Annotated in this window: 14 protein-coding genes; 6 read left to right on the top strand and 8 right to left on the bottom strand. The window is 69.4% G+C overall.

Annotation, left to right across the window (positions count from 1 at the left end; genetic code table 11):
• Position 1: 1 nt before the first annotated feature.
• Both J2S76_RS06735 and lpxK read left to right on the top strand, forming a co-directional pair.
• Complete coding sequence (locus tag J2S76_RS06735) at positions 2-1,297, top strand: 3-deoxy-D-manno-octulosonic acid transferase (RefSeq protein WP_307058734.1); 1,296 nt, start codon at positions 2-4, stop codon at positions 1,295-1,297.
• A 5-nt stretch (positions 1,298-1,302) separates the two neighbouring features.
• The gene (gene lpxK / locus J2S76_RS06730) at positions 1,303-2,322 is read left to right on the top strand and encodes a tetraacyldisaccharide 4'-kinase (protein WP_307058733.1); all 1,020 of its coding nucleotides are present in this window, start codon (positions 1,303-1,305) and stop codon (positions 2,320-2,322) included.
• 18 nt (positions 2,323-2,340) lie between these two features.
• On the opposite strand, the gene J2S76_RS06725 is transcribed toward lpxK, so the two are convergent.
• Positions 2,341-2,565 (bottom strand): DUF2093 domain-containing protein, encoded by a 225-nt coding sequence (locus J2S76_RS06725; protein ID WP_307058731.1) that lies wholly within the window; start codon positions 2,563-2,565, stop codon positions 2,341-2,343.
• A 96-nt stretch (positions 2,566-2,661) separates the two neighbouring features.
• Positions 2,662-4,275, bottom strand: coding sequence for an exodeoxyribonuclease VII large subunit (gene xseA / locus J2S76_RS06720; protein ID WP_307058730.1), 1,614 nt, complete (start codon positions 4,273-4,275; stop codon positions 2,662-2,664).
• Positions 4,276-4,754: 479 nt separating this feature from the next.
• Here xseA and J2S76_RS06715 point away from each other — a divergent pair, with 479 nt between their 5' ends.
• The 4 genes from J2S76_RS06715 to J2S76_RS06700 all read left to right on the top strand — a co-directional run bounded on the left by J2S76_RS06715 (position 4,755) and on the right by J2S76_RS06700 (position 9,840).
• Positions 4,755-5,699 carry a glycine--tRNA ligase subunit alpha gene (locus J2S76_RS06715; protein WP_307058729.1) on the top strand — a complete coding sequence of 315 codons (945 nt, stop codon included), beginning with the start codon at positions 4,755-4,757 and terminating at the stop codon, positions 5,697-5,699.
• A 29-nt stretch (positions 5,700-5,728) separates the two neighbouring features.
• Complete coding sequence (locus J2S76_RS06710; RefSeq protein WP_307058727.1) at positions 5,729-7,036, top strand: MFS transporter; 1,308 nt, start codon at positions 5,729-5,731, stop codon at positions 7,034-7,036.
• A gap of 106 nt (positions 7,037-7,142) precedes the next feature.
• Positions 7,143-9,206, top strand: a complete 2,064-nt coding sequence (gene glyS / locus J2S76_RS06705; protein ID WP_307058725.1) for a glycine--tRNA ligase subunit beta — start codon at positions 7,143-7,145, stop codon at positions 9,204-9,206.
• Between the two features lie 457 nt (positions 9,207-9,663).
• Positions 9,664-9,840, top strand: a complete 177-nt coding sequence (locus tag J2S76_RS06700) for a DUF3096 domain-containing protein (protein WP_307058723.1) — start codon at positions 9,664-9,666, stop codon at positions 9,838-9,840.
• 101 nt (positions 9,841-9,941) lie between these two features.
• Here J2S76_RS06700 and J2S76_RS06695 read toward each other — a convergent pair whose 3' ends face one another.
• The 6 genes from J2S76_RS06695 to fdhD all read right to left on the bottom strand — a co-directional run bounded on the left by J2S76_RS06695 (position 9,942) and on the right by fdhD (position 16,715).
• Positions 9,942-10,811 carry a Cof-type HAD-IIB family hydrolase gene (locus J2S76_RS06695; RefSeq protein ID WP_307058721.1) on the bottom strand — a complete coding sequence of 290 codons (870 nt, stop codon included), beginning with the start codon at positions 10,809-10,811 and terminating at the stop codon, positions 9,942-9,944.
• Entirely contained in the window at positions 10,808-12,352 is a 1,545-nt protein-coding gene (zwf, locus tag J2S76_RS06690; protein ID WP_307058719.1) for a glucose-6-phosphate dehydrogenase, read from the bottom strand. The genes J2S76_RS06695 and zwf overlap by 4 nt, the downstream gene beginning before the upstream one ends.
• A 17-nt stretch (positions 12,353-12,369) precedes the next feature.
• The gene (gnd, locus tag J2S76_RS06685; RefSeq protein WP_307058717.1) at positions 12,370-13,350 is read right to left on the bottom strand and encodes a phosphogluconate dehydrogenase (NAD(+)-dependent, decarboxylating); all 981 of its coding nucleotides are present in this window, start codon (positions 13,348-13,350) and stop codon (positions 12,370-12,372) included.
• 168 nt (positions 13,351-13,518) lie between these two features.
• Entirely contained in the window at positions 13,519-15,348 is a 1,830-nt protein-coding gene (locus J2S76_RS06680; protein ID WP_307058715.1) for a monovalent cation:proton antiporter-2 (CPA2) family protein, read from the bottom strand.
• Positions 15,349-15,589: 241 nt separating this feature from the next.
• Positions 15,590-15,877 carry a formate dehydrogenase subunit delta gene (locus tag J2S76_RS06675; RefSeq protein WP_307058713.1) on the bottom strand — a complete coding sequence of 96 codons (288 nt, stop codon included), beginning with the start codon at positions 15,875-15,877 and terminating at the stop codon, positions 15,590-15,592.
• Positions 15,867-16,715 carry a formate dehydrogenase accessory sulfurtransferase FdhD gene (gene fdhD / locus J2S76_RS06670; protein WP_307058710.1) on the bottom strand — a complete coding sequence of 283 codons (849 nt, stop codon included), beginning with the start codon at positions 16,713-16,715 and terminating at the stop codon, positions 15,867-15,869. Before fdhD ends, J2S76_RS06675 begins: the two co-directional genes overlap by 11 nt.
• Positions 16,716-16,721: the final 6 nt, after the last annotated feature.

Here is a 16,721-nt window from a genome sequence, read left to right as displayed (position 1 = left end):
CATGGCTCGCGCCCGCTCCCCCCTTCTCGTGCGCCTCTACCGGACGGCCACCTGGCTGGCGACGCCCTTTGTCGGCCTTTTGCTGGCGCGCCGGCTGAAGCGCGGCAAGGAAGACGGCACGCGGCTCACCGAGCGCTATGGCCGGCCCAGCGCGCCGCGCCCGCGCGGGCCGCTGGTGTGGGTGCACGGCGCCAGCGTCGGCGAGATGATCGCGGTGCTGCCGCTGATCGAGCGGCTGCGCGCGCGCGGCTTTCGCGTGCTGTTCACCTCGGGCACGCTGACCTCGGCGCGGCTCGCCCAGGCGCGGCTGCCGCCCGATGTGCCGCATCAGTTCGTGCCGCTGGATTCGCCGCTCTTCCTGCGCCGCTTCCTCAAGCACTGGCGACCCGACCTCGTCCTGCTGGTGGAATCGGAACTGTGGCCGAACCTCATCCTGGAGGTGAACGCCCGGTCGACGCCGCTGGTGCTGGTCAATGCGCGGATGTCGCCCTCCTCCTTCGCCAATTGGCGGCGCGTCCATAGCAGCGTGTCGGCGCTGCTGGCGCGGGTCGATCTGTGCCTGGCGCAGGGGGCGGAGGATGGCGAGCGGCTGCGCCAGCTCGGCGCGCCGCGCGTCACCGTAACCGGCAACCTCAAATTCGACGCCCCCCCGCCGCCGGTCGACATCGCCGCCTTCGACGCGCTGCGGCTGGCGACGGCCGGGCGGGTGGTGTTCGTCGCCGCCTCCACCCATCCGGGCGAGGAGGAGATCGTCATCGAGGCGCATCAGCGGCTCGCCAAGGAGTTGCCGAATCTGCTCACCGTCATCGCCCCGCGCCATCCCGAGCGCGGCACGACGGTGGTGCAGCTGGCGACGGCGGCGGGCTGCCCGGCGGTGCTGCGCAGCGACGGCTACCAGCCCGACAAGGGCACCGCCATCTATGTCGCTGACACGATCGGCGAACTCGGCCTGTTCTACCGCCTCGGCCCGGTGGCATTGCTCGGGGGCTCGCTGGTCCGCAAGGGCGGGCAGAACCCGATCGAGCCGATCAAACTCGACACCGCGATCCTGCACGGGCCGCACGTGATCAATTTCAACGCGCTCTATGCCCGGCTCGACGAGGCCGGCGGCGCGGCGCTGGCAACCGATGGTCGCTCACTGGCCGCCGCCATCTACATGCTGCTGGCCGATGGCGCCTCGCGGCAGAAGATGATCGCGGCGGCGCAGGTCACGGTGGAGAGCTTCGGCGGCGCGCTGGAGCGCACGCTGGGCGCGATCGATCCCTATCTGGTACAGATCCAGCTGGAGAGGCACTGAAGTTCATGCGGGCACCCGCTTTCTGGTGGCGTCGGGAACGCGGGCGGCTAGCACAGCTGCTGGCGCCGCTCGGCGCGCTGGTGGGCGGGGCGACGCTGGCCCGCCTGCGCCGGCCCGGAACGGGGGTCGGCGTACCGGTGATCTGCATCGGCAACCCGACCGTGGGCGGGGCCGGCAAGACGCCGACCGTGATCGAGATCGCCCGCCGCCTCACCCTGCACGGCCACAAGCCGGCGGTGCTCACCCGCGGCTATGGCGGCCGGCTGAAAGGCCCGGTGCGGGTCGACCCGCTGCTGCATGGCGCCGACGAGGTGGGCGACGAGCCGCTGCTGCTGGCCCGCAGCGCCCCGACCTTCGTCGCCCGTGACCGGCTGGCCGGCGCGCAGGCCGCCGCCCAGGCGGGGGCGGACGTGCTGATCATGGATGACGGCTTCCAGAGCCCGGCGCTGGCCAAGTCGCTGTCGATCCTCGTCATCGACGCCGGCGTCGGCATCGGCAACGGCCTGTGCCTGCCGGCGGGGCCCCTGCGCGCCCCGCTCGCCCCGCAGCTGGAGCGGGCGCAGGCGCTGCTCGTCATCGGCGAGGGCGCGCCGGGCGAGCGCGCCGCCCGCGAGGGCTATGCCGCCGGCATCGTGGTGCTGCGCGGCAGGCTGGCGCCGGAGGCGCAGGCGGTGGCGCGGCTGTTCGGCAAGCGCGTTCTCGCCTATGCCGGCATCGGCCGGCCGGCCAAGTTCTTCGAGACGCTGCGCACGCTCGGCGTGCTGCCTGTGGTGACGCGGGCCTTTCCCGATCACCACGTCTACACCGCCGCCGACGTGCAGGAGCTGCGCGCCCAGGCCGAGGCGATGGATCTCCTGCTCGTCACCACCGAGAAGGACGCCATGCGCCTGGCCGGCAGCGAGATCGGCCAGCATCTGATCGAGGTGTCGGACGTGCTGCCGGTGCGGATGGCACTGGAGCCGCAAAGCGCCAAGGCGCTGGAGCGCATGCTCGGCGGGCTGGACGCCGGCCCGCGCGAGCAATAGAGCGCGGGGGCTGGGGGATCAGCCCGGCGTGAGCCGATCGGGATGCAGCCGCGCCAGCACCGCCTGCGGGGTGGCGTAGGCTTCCTGCAGGTCCACGCTCCAATAGCGCAGCTCGTCGAGCGGGATGGCCTCGCCGGTCACGGCGCAGCGCACGAAGGTGCCCGGACGCACGACACGGAAGTCGCCGTCGAGATAACGCACTTCGGCTTCACCCGAGGCGGAAAATCGTTCGAAGCGGTTCATGGTCCCGCTCATCCTGTCGGTTCGGTTGCCGCGACAATAAAGACCCGGCCGGGGGTCCGGCAAGCCCGTTGCCACTACGTATCGGCGCTGCAGCCCTCAGCTGTCAAACAAGGTGGGCTGGCGGGGCGGGTCCGGCAAGGGGGCCGCGCGCGTCTTCGCCGGCTTGCGCGCCGGGCGGACCGGGGAGGGGGGCGCGTCCGGGCCGGCAACCGTGGCCTGCACCGCCACGCGGCCGTCGCGGAACTCGATCTCCAGCGCGTCGCCGGCATGGATGCCGGCCGCCGCATGCACCGGCGCGCCCGAACCGTCGCGGACAAGAGCATAACCACGCGCGAGCACGCCCTTATAGGACAGCGCCGCCAGCAGCTTGGCGACGCCATCGAGCCGGCCGGCACGCTCCAGCGCCTGCTGGCGCTGGCAGCGCTGCAGCCGCGTGCGCAGATTCTCCAGCCGCTCGCGGCCGCGCTCGCGGCGGTCGCGCTGGGACTGCGCGATCAGGCGCAAACGCGATTCGGCGCGGGTGAGGTGCAGCCGATGGCCGGCGGTGGTGGCGCTCAGCCCGCGCGGCAGCCGGGCAGCCACGACGGCAACCCGCTCGCGCCGCCGGGCAAGGGCGGTGGTGAGAATCGACGGCGTGAGGCGGCTCTCGGCGCGGGTGAGTCGCAGGCGGTGGGCGCCGGCATTGGCCTTGAGCGCCCGCGGCAGGCGCTGGCCGGCAATGTCGAGGCGCTGGCGCGGCACGGCGAGCACCGCGTCGGCGCTCGGCAGCAGCCGGGCGAGGCCGCGCAGGTCGCTGCGCCGCCTGTCAAGCCCGCGCGCGAAGCTGGCGCGCAGCCTCGCGTGCAGCTGCGCCACCTCGGCGACGAGGTCGGCGCGCACCGGCACCGCCATCTCCGCCGCCGCCGTCGGGGTGGGGGCGCGCAGATCGGCGGCGAAGTCGATCAGCGTGACGTCGGTCTCGTGGCCGACGGCGGAGATCAGCGGGATGGCGCTGTCGGCCGCCGCCCGCACCACGCTCTCCTCGGAAAAGCCGAGCAGATCCTCCAGCGAGCCGCCGCCGCGCGCGACGATGATCACGTCCGGGCGCGGGATCGGCCCGCCGGGGGGAAGGGCATTGAAGCCGCGAATGGCCGCGCTCACCTCGGCGCCTGATGTGTCGCCCTGCACCCGCACCGGCCACACCAGCACATGGCGGGGAAAACGGTCGTTCAGCCGGTGAAGAATGTCGCGGATCACCGCCCCAGTCGGCGAGGTGACGACGCCGATGACGCGGGGCAAGAAGGGCGGGCGCCGCTTGCGCTCAGGCGCGAACAGCCCCTCGGCGGCAAGCCGGTTCTTGCGTTCCTCCAGCATCGCCATGATGGCGCCGGCGCCGGCGAATTCCAGCTGCTCGATGACGATCTGGTAGGAGGACTTGCCGGGAAAGGTGGTGATGCGGCCGATGGCGACCACTTCCAGCCCTTCCTCGGGCTTCAGGCGAAGCCGGCCGAAATTGCCCTTCCACACCACGGCGTCGAGCCGGGCGTTCTGGTCCTTCAGGCTGAAATAGGCGTGGCCGGAGGAATGCGGGCCGCGATAGCCGGAGATTTCCCCGCGCACCCGCACATGGCCGAAGGAATCCTCTACCGTGCGCTTCAGCGCGCCGGAGAGCTCCGAGACGGTCCAGTCGGGGGCGTTGGAGACGGGCGATTCGGCAAGCGTGTCGGGCATGGGGAAGTGATAGTCGGATTCTTTCCGGGCGGGAACGGGGCGGCCCGATCACCCCACTAACACCGTCATCCTGAGGTGCCCGGCCGGCACCCACCTTGATCCCGCGCCGGGCAACCTGCGCGCCGTCATGGCCGGGCTTGACCCGGCCATCCCAGTCTTCGCCGCACGCCCAAGGCGTGGATCCCCGGGTCAGGCCCGGGGATGACGATGGTCTGTGTCAGTGCGCTCCACGACATAGGCGGAAACCCGGCGGTCGGTTCATCCACCGAAGCGCCGTCATCCTGAGGTGCGAGCGCAGCGAGCCTCGAAGGATGGTCGCTCTGGTGCACAGGACGAGCATCCTTCGAGGCCCGGCCGCGGGCCGGGCACCTCAGGATGATGGTGATCTCATGATCGGGCCGGACCGGCCCCCACCTTGATCCCCGCCCCCGCCCGGCCTAGGTTGCGCCGCCATTTCAAGCCAACCGCCGGCTCATTCCATGATCGATCCCGCTCTGCCGCCGCATATGCGCCCCGACAACTCGTTCCAGGGGCTCATTCTCGCGCTCCATGCCTTCTGGGCGGACAAGGGCTGCGTCGTGCTGCAGCCCTACGACATGGAAGTCGGCGCCGGCACCTTCCACCCCGCCACGACGCTGCGGGCGCTCGGGCCGCTGCCGTGGAAGGCGGCCTATGTGCAGCCCTCGCGCCGGCCCAAGGATGGGCGCTACGGCAAGAACCCGAACCGGCTGCAGCATTATTACCAGTACCAGGTGATACTGAAGCCCTCGCCCGCCGACCTGCAGGACCTCTACCTCGCCTCGCTGTCGGCCATCGGCATCGACCTCAATCTGCACGATGTGCGCTTCGTCGAGGACGATTGGGAGAGCCCGACGCTCGGGGCCTGGGGGCTCGGCTGGGAGTGCTGGTGCGACGGCATGGAAGTCTCGCAATTCACCTATTTCCAGCAGGTGGCCGGCTTCGAGTGCGCGCCGGTCGCGGGCGAGCTGACCTACGGGCTGGAGCGCCTCGCCATGTATGTGCAGGGGGTCGAGAACGTCTACGACCTCAATTTCAATGGCCGCGAGGGCGACGAGAAGGTCACCTATGGCGACGTGTTCCTGCAGGCGGAAGAGGAATATTCCCGGCACAATTTCGAGCATGCCGACACCGACATGCTGTTCGAGCAGTTCCGCATGGCCGAAAGCGCGGCGGCGAAATATCTTGAAGCGGGCTGGGAAGACGGCAGCAAGGCCCGGCATCTGATGGCGCAGCCGGCCTATGACCAGTGCATCAAGGCCAGCCACGTGTTCAACCTGCTGGACGCGCGCGGGGTGATCTCCGTCACCGAGCGGCAGAGCTATATTCTGCGCGTGCGCGAACTGGCCAAGGCCTGCGGCGCGGCCTGGCTGGCCACTGCGGCGGGCGGCACTCCCGCGCCCTGATCCTCTCCAATCCGCCGGGAGCCGCGTCCATGTCCAGCCTCGACATTGCGTCCTATCCCGATACCGGGCCCACACCCGCCACCGCGCCGGCGGGGCCGCGCGCGCTCCTCGCCGGGGCGCTCGGCAACGCGCTGGAATGGTATGACTTCGCCGCCTATGGCTTCCTCGCCGCCATCTTCGCCAAGAATTTCTTCCCCGACAGTGACGCCTTTGTCGGGCTGATTGCCGCCTTCGGGATTTTCGCCGCCTCCTTCATCATGCGGCCGGTGGGCGGCATCGTCTTCGGCCATATTGGCGACCGCTACGGCCGCCGGCAGGCGCTGTTCATCTCCGCCGCCACCATGACCGCCTCGACGGTCGCCATCGGCCTGCTGCCGACCTATGCGGCGATCGGCGCGGCGGCGCCGGCGCTGCTGCTGGTGCTGCGGCTGCTGCAAGGCCTCTCGATCGGCGGCGAATACACCACCTCGGCGATCTTCCTGGCCGAGAACGCGAAGGTCCGCCGGCGCGGACTGATCGCCTCCTTCGCCGGCTGCGGCGCCTCGGGCGGCACGCTGCTCGGCTCGGCGGTGGGCGCGGCCACCGCGACGCTGATGAGCACGGACGACCTGATCGCCTGGGGCTGGCGCATTCCGTTCCTGCTCGGCATCCTGCTCGGCGGCTTCACGCTCTATCTGCGCGGCTCCTCGCAGGAGCGGGCGGCGCCCGCGCGGCCGCACCGCGTCGGCCGGCTGCCGCTGGTGGAGGCCCTGCGCGCGGACGGGCGCGAGATGATCCGCGCGGCGGTGCTCAACCTCACGCTGGGCGTCAGCTTCTACATGCTGTTCGTCTATCTCACGACCTATATGCAGCAGGTGGACGGGCTCACCGAGCGGCTGTCGCTGCAGATCAACACCATCAGCATGGTGGTTGTGCTGGGGCTGGCGCCTGTTTTCGCCGCGCTCTCGGACCGGGTGGGGCGCAAGCCGGTGGTCTGCGGCGGGCTGATCGGCTTTGTGCTGTTCTCCTGGCCGCTGTTCCTCCTGCTGGATTCGGGCGATGCCTTCTATGCCCTCGCCGGGCAGCTCGGCTTTGCCGTGCTGATGGCGGCCTATGCCGGGCCGATGCCCTGCGTGCTGGTGGAAATGTTCCGCCCCGCCACCCGCTGCACCGCGCTCTCGCTGAGCTACAATCTCGCGCTCGGCCTTGCCGGCGGGACGGCGCCGATGGTGGCGGTGTATCTGGTCAACCGCGAGCAGTTCGACATGGGCCCGGCCGCCTATCTCATCGTGGTTGCCGCGCTCTCGCTCATTGCCGCGCTGACGATGAAGGAAGGGCGCGGCCGCGCGCTTTCCTGAACGTGATGCCTCCCCTCGCGGGGCGCGACGTGCTAGGCGTCCCGCGACCTTCCCGCAAGGGCGCGCCCCACACGGCGCCGCCCGCCAGCCGACGTGACGCAGCGCCATGCCCGATCTTCTGCTCGAACTGTTCTGCGAAGAAATCCCCGCCCGCATGCAGGCCGGCGCGGCGGAAAGCCTGCGCAAGCTCGTCACCGACGCGCTGGTGGAGCGCGGCCTGGTCTATGAGGGCGCCAAGGCGTTCGTCACTCCGCGCCGGCTGGCGCTGGCCGTGCACGGCCTGCCCGCCCAGCAGCCGGACACGCATGAAGAGCGCAAGGGCCCGCGCGTCGGCGCCCCGCAGGGCGCGATCGACGGCTTCCTGAAGGCCGCCGGCCTTGCCTCGATCGACCAGGCGAGCATCGAGAGCGACCCGAAAAAGGGCGAGTTCTATGTCGCCCGCCTGCACAAGCATGGCCGCGCCACGCCCGAGGTGATCGCCGAGATCATCCCGCAGGTGATCCGCGCCTTCCCCTGGCCGAAATCGATGCGCTGGGGCAAGGGCTCCACAAGCCCCACCACGCTGCGCTGGGTGCGCCCGCTTCAGTCGATCCTGTGCACCTTCGGCCCCGAGACCGAGGAGCCGGAAGTGGTGGCCTTCGAAGTCGACGGCCTCCGCTCGGGCGACACCACACGCGGCCACCGCTTCCTGTCCGAAGGCACGATCCGCGTGCGCCGGCTGGAAGACTGGATGGCCAAGCTCGAGGCCGCCTTCGTCGTGGTCGATCGCGAGCGCCGCAAGGACATCATCCTCAACGATGCCAAGGACCTCGCCCTCGCGCAGGGGCTGGAGCTGGTGGAGGATGCCGGCCTGCTGGAGGAGATCGCCGGCCTGGTGGAATGGCCTGTCGTGCTGATGGGCGCCTTCGACCCGGCCTTTCTCGACGTGCCGGATGAGGTGATCCGCGCCACCATCCGCATCAACCAGAAATGCTTCGTCTTGAGGGACCCCGCCACCGGGCGCCTCGCCAGCCGCTTCATTCTCGTCTCGAACCTTGCCGCCAGCGATGGCGGCGCGGCGATCATCGCCGGCAATGAGCGCGTCATCCGCGCCCGGCTGTCGGACGCCAAATTCTTCTGGGAAACCGACCAGAAGACCAACGCCACCGTGCCTCTCGCCGAGCGGCTGGAGAAATTCGGCAACGTCACCTTCCACGAGAAGCTCGGCTCGCAGCTGGAGCGCATCCGCCGCATCGCCGCGCTGGCGAAGGCGCTGGCGCCGATGGTCGGCGCCGACCCGAACCTTGCCGAGCAGGCCGCGCTCTACGCCAAGAGCGATCTGCGCACTGAAGTGGTGGGCGAATTCCCCGAGGTGCAGGGGCTGATGGGCCGCTATTACGCCCGGCTTGAGGGCCTGCCCGAGGAAATCGCCGCCGCGGCGGAAGAACACTACAAGCCGCAGGGCCCGACCGACCGCGTGCCGACCGCCCCGGTCTCGGTGGCGGTGGCGCTGGCCGACAAGCTCGACACGCTGGTCGGCTTCTGGGCCATCGACGAGAAGCCGACCGGCTCCAAGGACCCCTATGCGCTGCGCCGCGCGGCGCTGGGCGTGGTGCGGATCGTGCTGGAGAACGGGCTGACCGTGAAGCTTGGCGATTTCGCCGAACCCGACCTCCTCTCCTTCTTCGCCGACCGCCTGAAGGTCCACCTCCGCGAGGCTGGTGCCCGTCACGACCTCGTCGACGCTGTGTTCGCCCTTCCCGGCCAGGACGATCTCCTGCTCGTCGTGAAGCGCGTCGAGGCGCTGGGGCGGTTCCTTGCCACCGAGGACGGCAAGAACCTGCTCGCCGGCACCAAGCGCGCGGCGAATATTCTGCGCATCGAGGAGAAGAAGGACGGCGTCGCCTATGAGGGCGGCGTCGATGTGGTGCTGCTGCACGAGCCGGAGGAGCGCGCGCTGGCCGATTCCATCGCCGCGCTCGGCCCGCAGATCGAACAGGCGCTGGCGCGTGAGGATTTCGAGGCCGCCATGGCGCTGCTCGCCGGCCTTCGCGCCCCAGTGGATGCGTTCTTCGAGAAGGTGACGGTGAATGCGGGAGACCCGGCGCTGCGCGTCAACCGCCTGCGCCTGCTCGCCGACATCCGCGCCGCCACCCGCAGCATCGCCGATTTCGACCGCATCGAGGGGTAGGGGCGCCCGCGCCCTCACCTGCGGCCCCTGCGCCCCACGCCGTCATCCCCGGGCCAGACCCGCGGATCCACGCCTTTTCAGCGCATTGTCGGTGCCCAAGATCGAAACCGACGCCCGTCATGCTGAGGTGGCGCCGAAGGCGCCCTCGAAGCACGCAGGGCGTTGCGCCTGCCGCACCGAGAACCATCCTTCGAGGCGCGCTGTGCGCGCACCTCAGGATGACGTCCCGATGGATAACCGCGAAGGGGCCACGCTTCCCACCCCACACCGTCATCCCCTCGCCTGACCCGAGGATCCATCCTTGGGCAAGGGGAGGTGGTGGGCCGGGTCACGCCCGGTCCTGACGGCCGTTGGACGATGAGGGGAGCGGCCTCGCCCTCCCCCGCTTGCGCCGGCGCGGGCGGGGAACCATCCTGCGCGCGGCGGCTTATGTCGCTACCACCCAGCGGAGCGTCCCATGGACATCAACATCATCGCCATCCAGCCGATCGTCGCGCTGATCGCCGGCATTCTCATCCTGATCATGCCGCGCCTGCTCGCCTATATCGTCGCTATCTATCTGATCTTCATCGGCGTTTCCGGCCTGCTCGGCAGCGGTGGATTCGAAAATCTCGGCCAGCGGCTCGGCATCTAGCCCGCACGGGCTCGCTCCAACCGAATAAGGCGCTGGAACCGGGCGCCCGGCCTGTGCCGGCCGCCCGGTCGATTCCCTGCCACTCCAGAGAGAGGGGCGATTCAGCGCGGCGCGCGCGGCAGCACGAAGCGCTCGATGGCGTGGGCGACGCCGTCCTCCTCATTGGTGAGGGTGACGAAATGCGCCTGCTGCTTCACCTCCGCTGCGCCATTGCCCATAGCGATAGCGAGGCCGGCGACGCCGAACATCGGCAGGTCATTGGCCATGTCGCCGATAACAGCCACCTCGTCCATCGCCACGCCGTAATGCCGAGCGAAGGCGCGCGCCGCATAGCCCTTGTCGGTGCCGGGCGGCGTCATGTCGAGATATTTGGCCTGCGAGCGCCGCGCCGTGGCGCCATCGCCCACCAGCGCCTGCAGCTCCGGCTCGCTCGCCGCCAGCATGTCGAAATCGGTCGAGGAGAACACGATCTTGCCGGCGCGGGTGATGTGGTCGCCGAAATCCTCCACCACCGTCGGCTGGAAAGCCACGGTGCGGATTTCGCCGGCGACATAGGTGCTGTCGGGGTCGGTGACGAACCACTCATTGTCGGCGAACACCCAGATCGAGGCGCCGCGCGGCTGCATCAAAGCGATGCCGGCACGGGCGGCATCGGCCGCCACGAAATGCTCTTCCACCACCGAGAAGTCGCGGCGCAGGATGGAGCCGCCATTGAAGCCGCCGAAAAGGTCGACATTCAGCGCCTCGACCATCAGCTTCATGCCGCGCGGCGGCCGGGCCGAGACGGCGGCGAAGGCGATGCCGGCGGCGTGGAGGCGGCGCACCGCCTCGATCGTGGCCGGCGTCACCTCCTTGGCCTTGTTCACCAGCGTGCCGTCGACATCCGACACCATGAGGCGGATGCGCGAGGAGGGGCCGCGGTCAGCGCCCCCGTGCTCGTCGATCGCCTCAGCGAGGTTCGATACGCTCATCGCGGGCGATCCCTTTCGAGCGGAAGCCACTGGAAGCCGTCCTGCGCCAGCATCACATCCGACATGGCCGGGCCGCTGGAACCGGCGGAATAGAACTGCACCTCGTTCTCGCCGCCGCTGACCGCCTCGAGGATCGGCTCCACCGCCTCCCAGCCGGCCTCAATGGTGTCGGCGCGCTGGAACAGAGTGGGGTCGCCGCACAGGCAGTCATAGATCAGCGTCTCGTAGCCGGTGCTGGGCGCCGCCTTGAAGTAGTCGGCATATTTGAAGCTCATCTCGACATCCGAGAGCTTGACCTTGCGGCCGGGCACCTTGGCGGCGAAGCGCAGCGACACGCCCTCGTCCGGCTGGACATGGATGACCATCAGGTTCGGCTTCAGCGCCGTGGGCAAATGGCGGAACAGCACGCCCGGCGCCCGCTTGAACTGGATGGCGATCTCGGTGCGCCGCACCGCCAGCGCCTTGCCGGTGCGGACATAGAACGGCACGCCGTTCCAGCGCCAGGAATCGACGAAGCATTTCAGCGCCACATAGGTCTCGGTGCGGCTGTCGGGATGCACGTCCTTCTCGTCGCGATAGTCCTTCACCGCCTCGCCATTGACGAAGCCGGCGCGGTACTGGCCGCGCACCGCCGCGCCGATCGCCTCGCTCGGGCGCATATGGCGGATCGCTTCGATCACCTTGGTCTTTTCCGAGCGCACCGCGTCGGCATCGAAGGAGTTCGGCGGCTCCATCGCTGTCATGGCGAGCAGCTGGAACATGTGGTTCGGCACCATGTCGCGCAGCGCGCCTGTCGCGTCGTAGAAGCCGCCGCGCTGCTCCACCGTCACCGTCTCGGCGGCGGTGATCTGGACATGGTCGATATATTCCTTGCTCCAGATCGGCTCGAAAATGCCGTTGCCGAAGCGCAGCGCCATCATGTTTTGAACCGTTTCCTTGCCGAGGAAATGGTCGATCCGGTAAATCTGGCGCTCGTCGGCCACCGCCAGAAGGCGCCGGTTGAGCGCCTTCGCCGACGGCATGTCGGAGCCGAAGGGCTTTTCCACCACGACATGGCGAAAGGCGCCCTCCGCCTCCTTCAGCAGCCCGGCGGCGCCGAGCTGCTCGGAGATGGTGGCGAAGAAGCGCGGCGCCACGGCGAGATAGAACACCGCATTGCCGGTCTGCGCCTTGCGCTGGTCCAGCCGCTCGCGGATGCGCCCATAGGTGGCCGGGTCCTCGAAATCGCCGGAGACGTAGAAGATCCGGCTGATCAGCCAGCGCCAGGTCTCGCCCTCGGGGTCGACCGTGCCCGGCAGTTCCCGCACCGCGTCGGTGAGGAAGGCGCGGTAGTCCTCCTCGCTCTGCGCGACATGGTCGACGCCGACAATGGCGAAGTCGTCGACCAGCACGCCCTCATGGGCGAGGTTGTAGAGCGAGGGCAGCAGCAGGCGCTTGGTTAGATCGCCCGAGGCACCGAAGATGAAGAAGGTCGAGGCCGGTGCCGGCGCCGTATCGGGCGCCAGCACCTTCTGGCCGAGAACGACGGACTCGCTTCCCATGGATCGCTATCCGCCGCTTACTTGGACTTGAATTCGGTGTGGCCACCGAACTGGAAGCGCATGGCCGACAACAGCTTCTCGCCGAAGGTGTGGTCCTGGCGCGAGCGGAAGCGGGTGTAGAGCGCGGCGGAAAGAACTTCGGCGGACACCGCCTCCTCGATCGCCGCCATCACCGTCCAGCGGCCTTCGCCCGAATCGGCGACTTCGCCGGGGAAATCGCTCAGCTGCTCGTCCTTGGTCAGGGCGATGGCGGAGAGATCGAGCAGCCAGGAGGACACCACGCTGCCGCGCCGCCAGACTTCGGAGACATCGGCGAGGTCGAGCGTGAAGCGCTCATTCTCGGGCAGGGCGGTGGAATCCTTGTGCCGGAGAATCTCGAAGCCTTCGGCATAGGCCTGCATCAGCCCGTATTCGATGCCGTTATGCACCATCTTGACGAAATGGCCGGAGCCGGCCGGTCCGCAATGCATGTAGCCGCTCTCGACACGCGAATCGCGCCCTTCGCGGCCCGGGGTGCGGGGAATGTCGCCAAGGCCGGGGGCGAGCGCGGCGAAGATCGGGTCGAGCCGGTCGACCGCCTCCTTGGTGCCGCCGATCATCATGCAGTAGCCGCGCTCCAGGCCCCACACGCCGCCTGACGTGCCGACATCGACATAGTGCAGGCCCTTGGGCTCCAGCTCGGCGGCGCGGCGGATGTCGTCCTTGTAGAAGGTGTTGCCGCCATCGATGATGACATCGCCCGGCGACAGAAGGCCGGCCAGCGTGGCGATGGTGCTCTCGGTCGGCCCGCCGGCCGGCAGCATCACCCAGATGGCGCGCGGTGCGTCGAGCTTGGCGACGAGATCGCCGAGGTCGGCGGCGGGCCGGTTGCCTTCGCCGCCCAGCTCCGTCACGGCGGCCTCGTTGCGGTCCCACACCACGCAGTCATGTCCCGCCTTGGTGAGACGGCGCGCGATATTGCCACCCATGCGGCCAAGGCCAACGATTCCGAGCTGCATCTGCTTTTCTCCCCGATACGACGCCAGCGCCCGCGAACCCCGCGGCCCGGGCCGGCGCCCGTTGCATTCAAGCCGAATGTCTAGGCCAAGCCTATGCCGACCATGCGACAATTGGAACGGGCCGGGTGAGAAAGCGCCGCCATCGACCCATCACGGCGCGTTCACAAGTCAGGAAGAGAACTCGGTTTCGTGCTTCAGCACGTCCTCGGCCTCGGGATTGAGCGGGCGCGCGGGACGCTCGGGAGCGATCAGCGGCTCGGGTTCGAGCGGCAGCGGCCCGCGATCCTCGCCCTCGGCGAGCTGACGGCGCAGCCGTTCCAGGTCGCGCTGGCGCACATCGGCCACGGTGGCCTGCGCGGTGGCGGCGTCGATGCCATTGGCGCGCAGGGCGGCTTCACCAAAGGCCAGCGCCGATTCGAAGGTTTCGCGAATCTCGTAATCGACCCCCCGCCCGCGCAGCGCCACCGCATGGGTGCGGTCGAAGGCCCGCGCGTGCAGGCGCACATCGGGCATGTTTTGGCGGATGATCTCGACGATATGGTCGGTCGTCTCGCGCCGGTCGACGCAGACGGCGACGACCCGTGCCCGCTCGGCGCCGGCGGCCCGCAGCACGTCGAGCCGTGTGCCGTCGCCGTAATAGATGCGGAAGCCGAAGCGGCCGGCGTTCTGGATCATCTCGACATCATTGTCGATGATCGTCACCTCCATCCCCTGCGCCAGCAGGCATTGCGAGACGATCTGGCCGAAGCGGCCGAAGCCGACGACCAGCACCGATCCATGGGCGTCGCTGAAATCCTCGCTCGGCAGGGTGCTCGCGCGGCGATCCAGCCGCCGGGCCAGCTGCTCGCCGAGCAGCGCCACCGGCGGGCCGAGCAGCATGGTCATGGCGGCGCAGGCGACCAGCATGTCGGACTGGCGTGAATCGATCAGCCCGAGCCCGAGGGCGAGCGGGAACAGCACGAAGGAGAATTCGCCGGCCGGGGTCAGCACCGAGGCGGAGCGCACCGCGTCGGCCCGCGTGCTGTCGGAAAAGCGGAACACGGCCCACACCGACACCGCCTTCACCAGCGTGACCAGCAGCGTGCCGATGATGAGCAGCGGCGCGTTGGCGAGCACCACGGCCAGGTTCATCGACATGCCCACGCCCATGAAGAACAGCGCGATCAGCAGGCCGCGAAACGCATCGATATTGGCTTCCAGCTCGTGGCGGAAATTGGATTCGGACAGCATGACGCCGGCGAGGAACGCGCCCAGCGCCATCGACATGCCGGCTGCCGCCATCAGCGCCCCGGCCCCCAGCACCACCAGCAGCGCCGCCGCCGTCATCACCTCGCGGGCGCCGGAACGGGCGAGGATGCGGAACAGCGGGGTGAGCAGATAGCGCCCGGCGCCGATGATGAGCAGCATCGCCCCGACGATGATCGCCACATGCCTGGCCGAATCGAGGAAGCTGTGCTCCTCATGCGCGCCCTGCCCGAGGAAGGGCAGCAGGGCGAGCAGCGGCACGATCGCCATGTCCTGGAACAGCAGCACGCCGAAGGCCCGCTGGCCGTAAGGCTGGGCGAGGCCGCTCTTCTCCTCCAGCAGTTGCAGCGCGATCGAGGTCGCCGACAGCGCCAGCGCCATGCCGGCCACCAGCGCGCCGCGCCAGTCGAAGCCGTTGGCCGCATAATGGGTCAGCACCGCGATGGCGGCGCCGCTGAACAGAAGCTGCGCCGTGCCCAGCCCGAAAATGGCCCGCCGCAGCGCCAGCAGCCGCGAGACCTGCAGCTCCAGCCCGATGATGAACAGCAGCAGCACCACGCCGATCTCGGCGACGGTGATGATGCGCTCGGGATCGTCGAACGCCCCGAGGCCGGACGGCCCTATGGCCACCCCGGCCAGCAGGTAGCCGACAATGGGCGACAGGCCGAGCCGGCGCGCCACCGGAACGGCGATGACGGCGGTGGCGAGAAACACCAGCGCCCCCAGCAGCAATCCGTGTCCGTCTTCGTGCATGACCCCGCCATCCTCCGCCCGCTACCCTGCCCCACAGTAGAGGATCGGATGACGCGGGCCGATGGCGGAAGCGTGATGGTGCGGTGAAGAATCCGCTCCCCACGCGGCAATTGCGTGAAAACAGGCGTTCCGGAAAACGCCGCCGGCTCATGCCCTTACGGAAGGCAGACGGACCTGGCGCCGACATGGCAAGGCCGGCAGCGCCCTGCGGCGTGCCGGCCCGCTCGGGAGATCGGCCGAATCAGTGGTGGTGCGCGGTCGGGCCGGGCACGTCGAGCGTCGGGTGCGGCGCGGGAATGGTGTCGCGGCTCACCTTGGGCAGCGAGCGCAGCGCTTCCAGCACGTCGGGCGCCAACCCCTCGCCGCCGGCAGCGATATGGTCCTCGATACGGGCGCGCATGCGCGGGTCCCAGAAGTCCCTGATGTGCTTGGCGACGCCCGTGACGGTCTTCTCATGGCCCTGCGGCTGGAAGAACTTGCCGATCTGGTTCGCCATGTAGACCAGACGTTCCATCGTGTTAGCCGACATGGGCGATACGCTCCTTCTCTGCCCCGTCCAGCACGATGCGATGGGGGTGGGTAAAGACTTCAAATCCATCGTCGCGGGCGATGGCGACGAGGGTGATGCCCGCCTTCTCCGCCGTCCGCAGCGCCAGCGCGGTGGGGGCGGAGACCGCCACCAGCACCGAGGCGCCGAGCATGGCGGTCTTCTGTACCATCTCGATCGACACCCGGCTGGTCAGCAGCACAACGCCGCCACCCGCCTTATGCCCCTCGCGCACGAGATGGCCGACGAGCTTGTCGAGCGCGTTGTGGCGCCCGACATCCTCGCGCACCGCCACCAGCCCGGCTTCGGGTTCCCAGAAGGCGGCCGCATGCACGGCGCGGGTCTGGTGATTGAGCAGCTGCGCTGGCGGCAGCGAGGCCACGGCGCGGGAAATCTCAGCGGCGGAGAAACGCGCCCCGTCCGCCACGGTGCGGGCTGGCTTCACTGCCAGTTCCAGGCTTTCCACCCCGCACAGGCCGCAGCCGGTGGGGCCGGCGATCTGCCGGCGGCGCGCCACCATCTGGCCGGCCCGCGCCTCGTCCAGCCACAGCCGCACCTCGACCCCGAGCACGCCGGCCTCGTCCTCGAATTCCAGCGTCTCGATGGACTGCACGTCGGCGAGGCTGTCGATCACGCCCTCGGTCAGGCTGAAGCCATAGCCGAAATCCTCGAGGTCCGCCGGCGTCGCCATCATCACGGCATAGGTGGAGCCGTTATGGACGATGGCGACCGGCGTCTCCTCGGGGATCGCCCGCTCGCCCACCGTCGCCCCCGAGGGGGTGACGGCCATGCGCGAGACGCGGGCGACCGGCGCGATCATCGGTTC

It is taken from the genome of Ancylobacter vacuolatus, from assembly GCF_030813595.1.
GTDB classification, from domain to species: domain Bacteria; phylum Pseudomonadota; class Alphaproteobacteria; order Rhizobiales; family Xanthobacteraceae; genus Ancylobacter; species Ancylobacter vacuolatus.
This window is presented reverse-complemented; position numbering and strand designations above follow the sequence as displayed.

Coding starts and splice junctions, on each gene's coding strand:
- fdhD (WP_307058710.1), bottom strand. CDS start 16,715: ATGATCGCGCCGGTCGCCCGCGTCTCGCGCATGGCCGTCACCCCCTCG.
- glyS (WP_307058725.1), top strand. CDS start 7,143: ATGCCCGATCTTCTGCTCGAACTGTTCTGCGAAGAAATCCCCGCCCGC.
- J2S76_RS06725 (WP_307058731.1), bottom strand. CDS start 2,565: ATGAACCGCTTCGAACGATTTTCCGCCTCGGGTGAAGCCGAAGTGCGT.
- xseA (WP_307058730.1), bottom strand. CDS start 4,275: ATGCCCGACACGCTTGCCGAATCGCCCGTCTCCAACGCCCCCGACTGG.
- J2S76_RS06700 (WP_307058723.1), top strand. CDS start 9,664: ATGGACATCAACATCATCGCCATCCAGCCGATCGTCGCGCTGATCGCC.
- J2S76_RS06680 (WP_307058715.1), bottom strand. CDS start 15,348: ATGCACGAAGACGGACACGGATTGCTGCTGGGGGCGCTGGTGTTTCTC.
- J2S76_RS06675 (WP_307058713.1), bottom strand. CDS start 15,877: ATGTCGGCTAACACGATGGAACGTCTGGTCTACATGGCGAACCAGATC.
- J2S76_RS06715 (WP_307058729.1), top strand. CDS start 4,755: ATGATCGATCCCGCTCTGCCGCCGCATATGCGCCCCGACAACTCGTTC.
- J2S76_RS06710 (WP_307058727.1), top strand. CDS start 5,729: ATGTCCAGCCTCGACATTGCGTCCTATCCCGATACCGGGCCCACACCC.
- J2S76_RS06735 (WP_307058734.1), top strand. CDS start 2: ATGGCTCGCGCCCGCTCCCCCCTTCTCGTGCGCCTCTACCGGACGGCC.
- gnd (WP_307058717.1), bottom strand. CDS start 13,350: ATGCAGCTCGGAATCGTTGGCCTTGGCCGCATGGGTGGCAATATCGCG.
- J2S76_RS06695 (WP_307058721.1), bottom strand. CDS start 10,811: ATGAGCGTATCGAACCTCGCTGAGGCGATCGACGAGCACGGGGGCGCT.
- zwf (WP_307058719.1), bottom strand. CDS start 12,352: ATGGGAAGCGAGTCCGTCGTTCTCGGCCAGAAGGTGCTGGCGCCCGAT.
- lpxK (WP_307058733.1), top strand. CDS start 1,303: ATGCGGGCACCCGCTTTCTGGTGGCGTCGGGAACGCGGGCGGCTAGCA.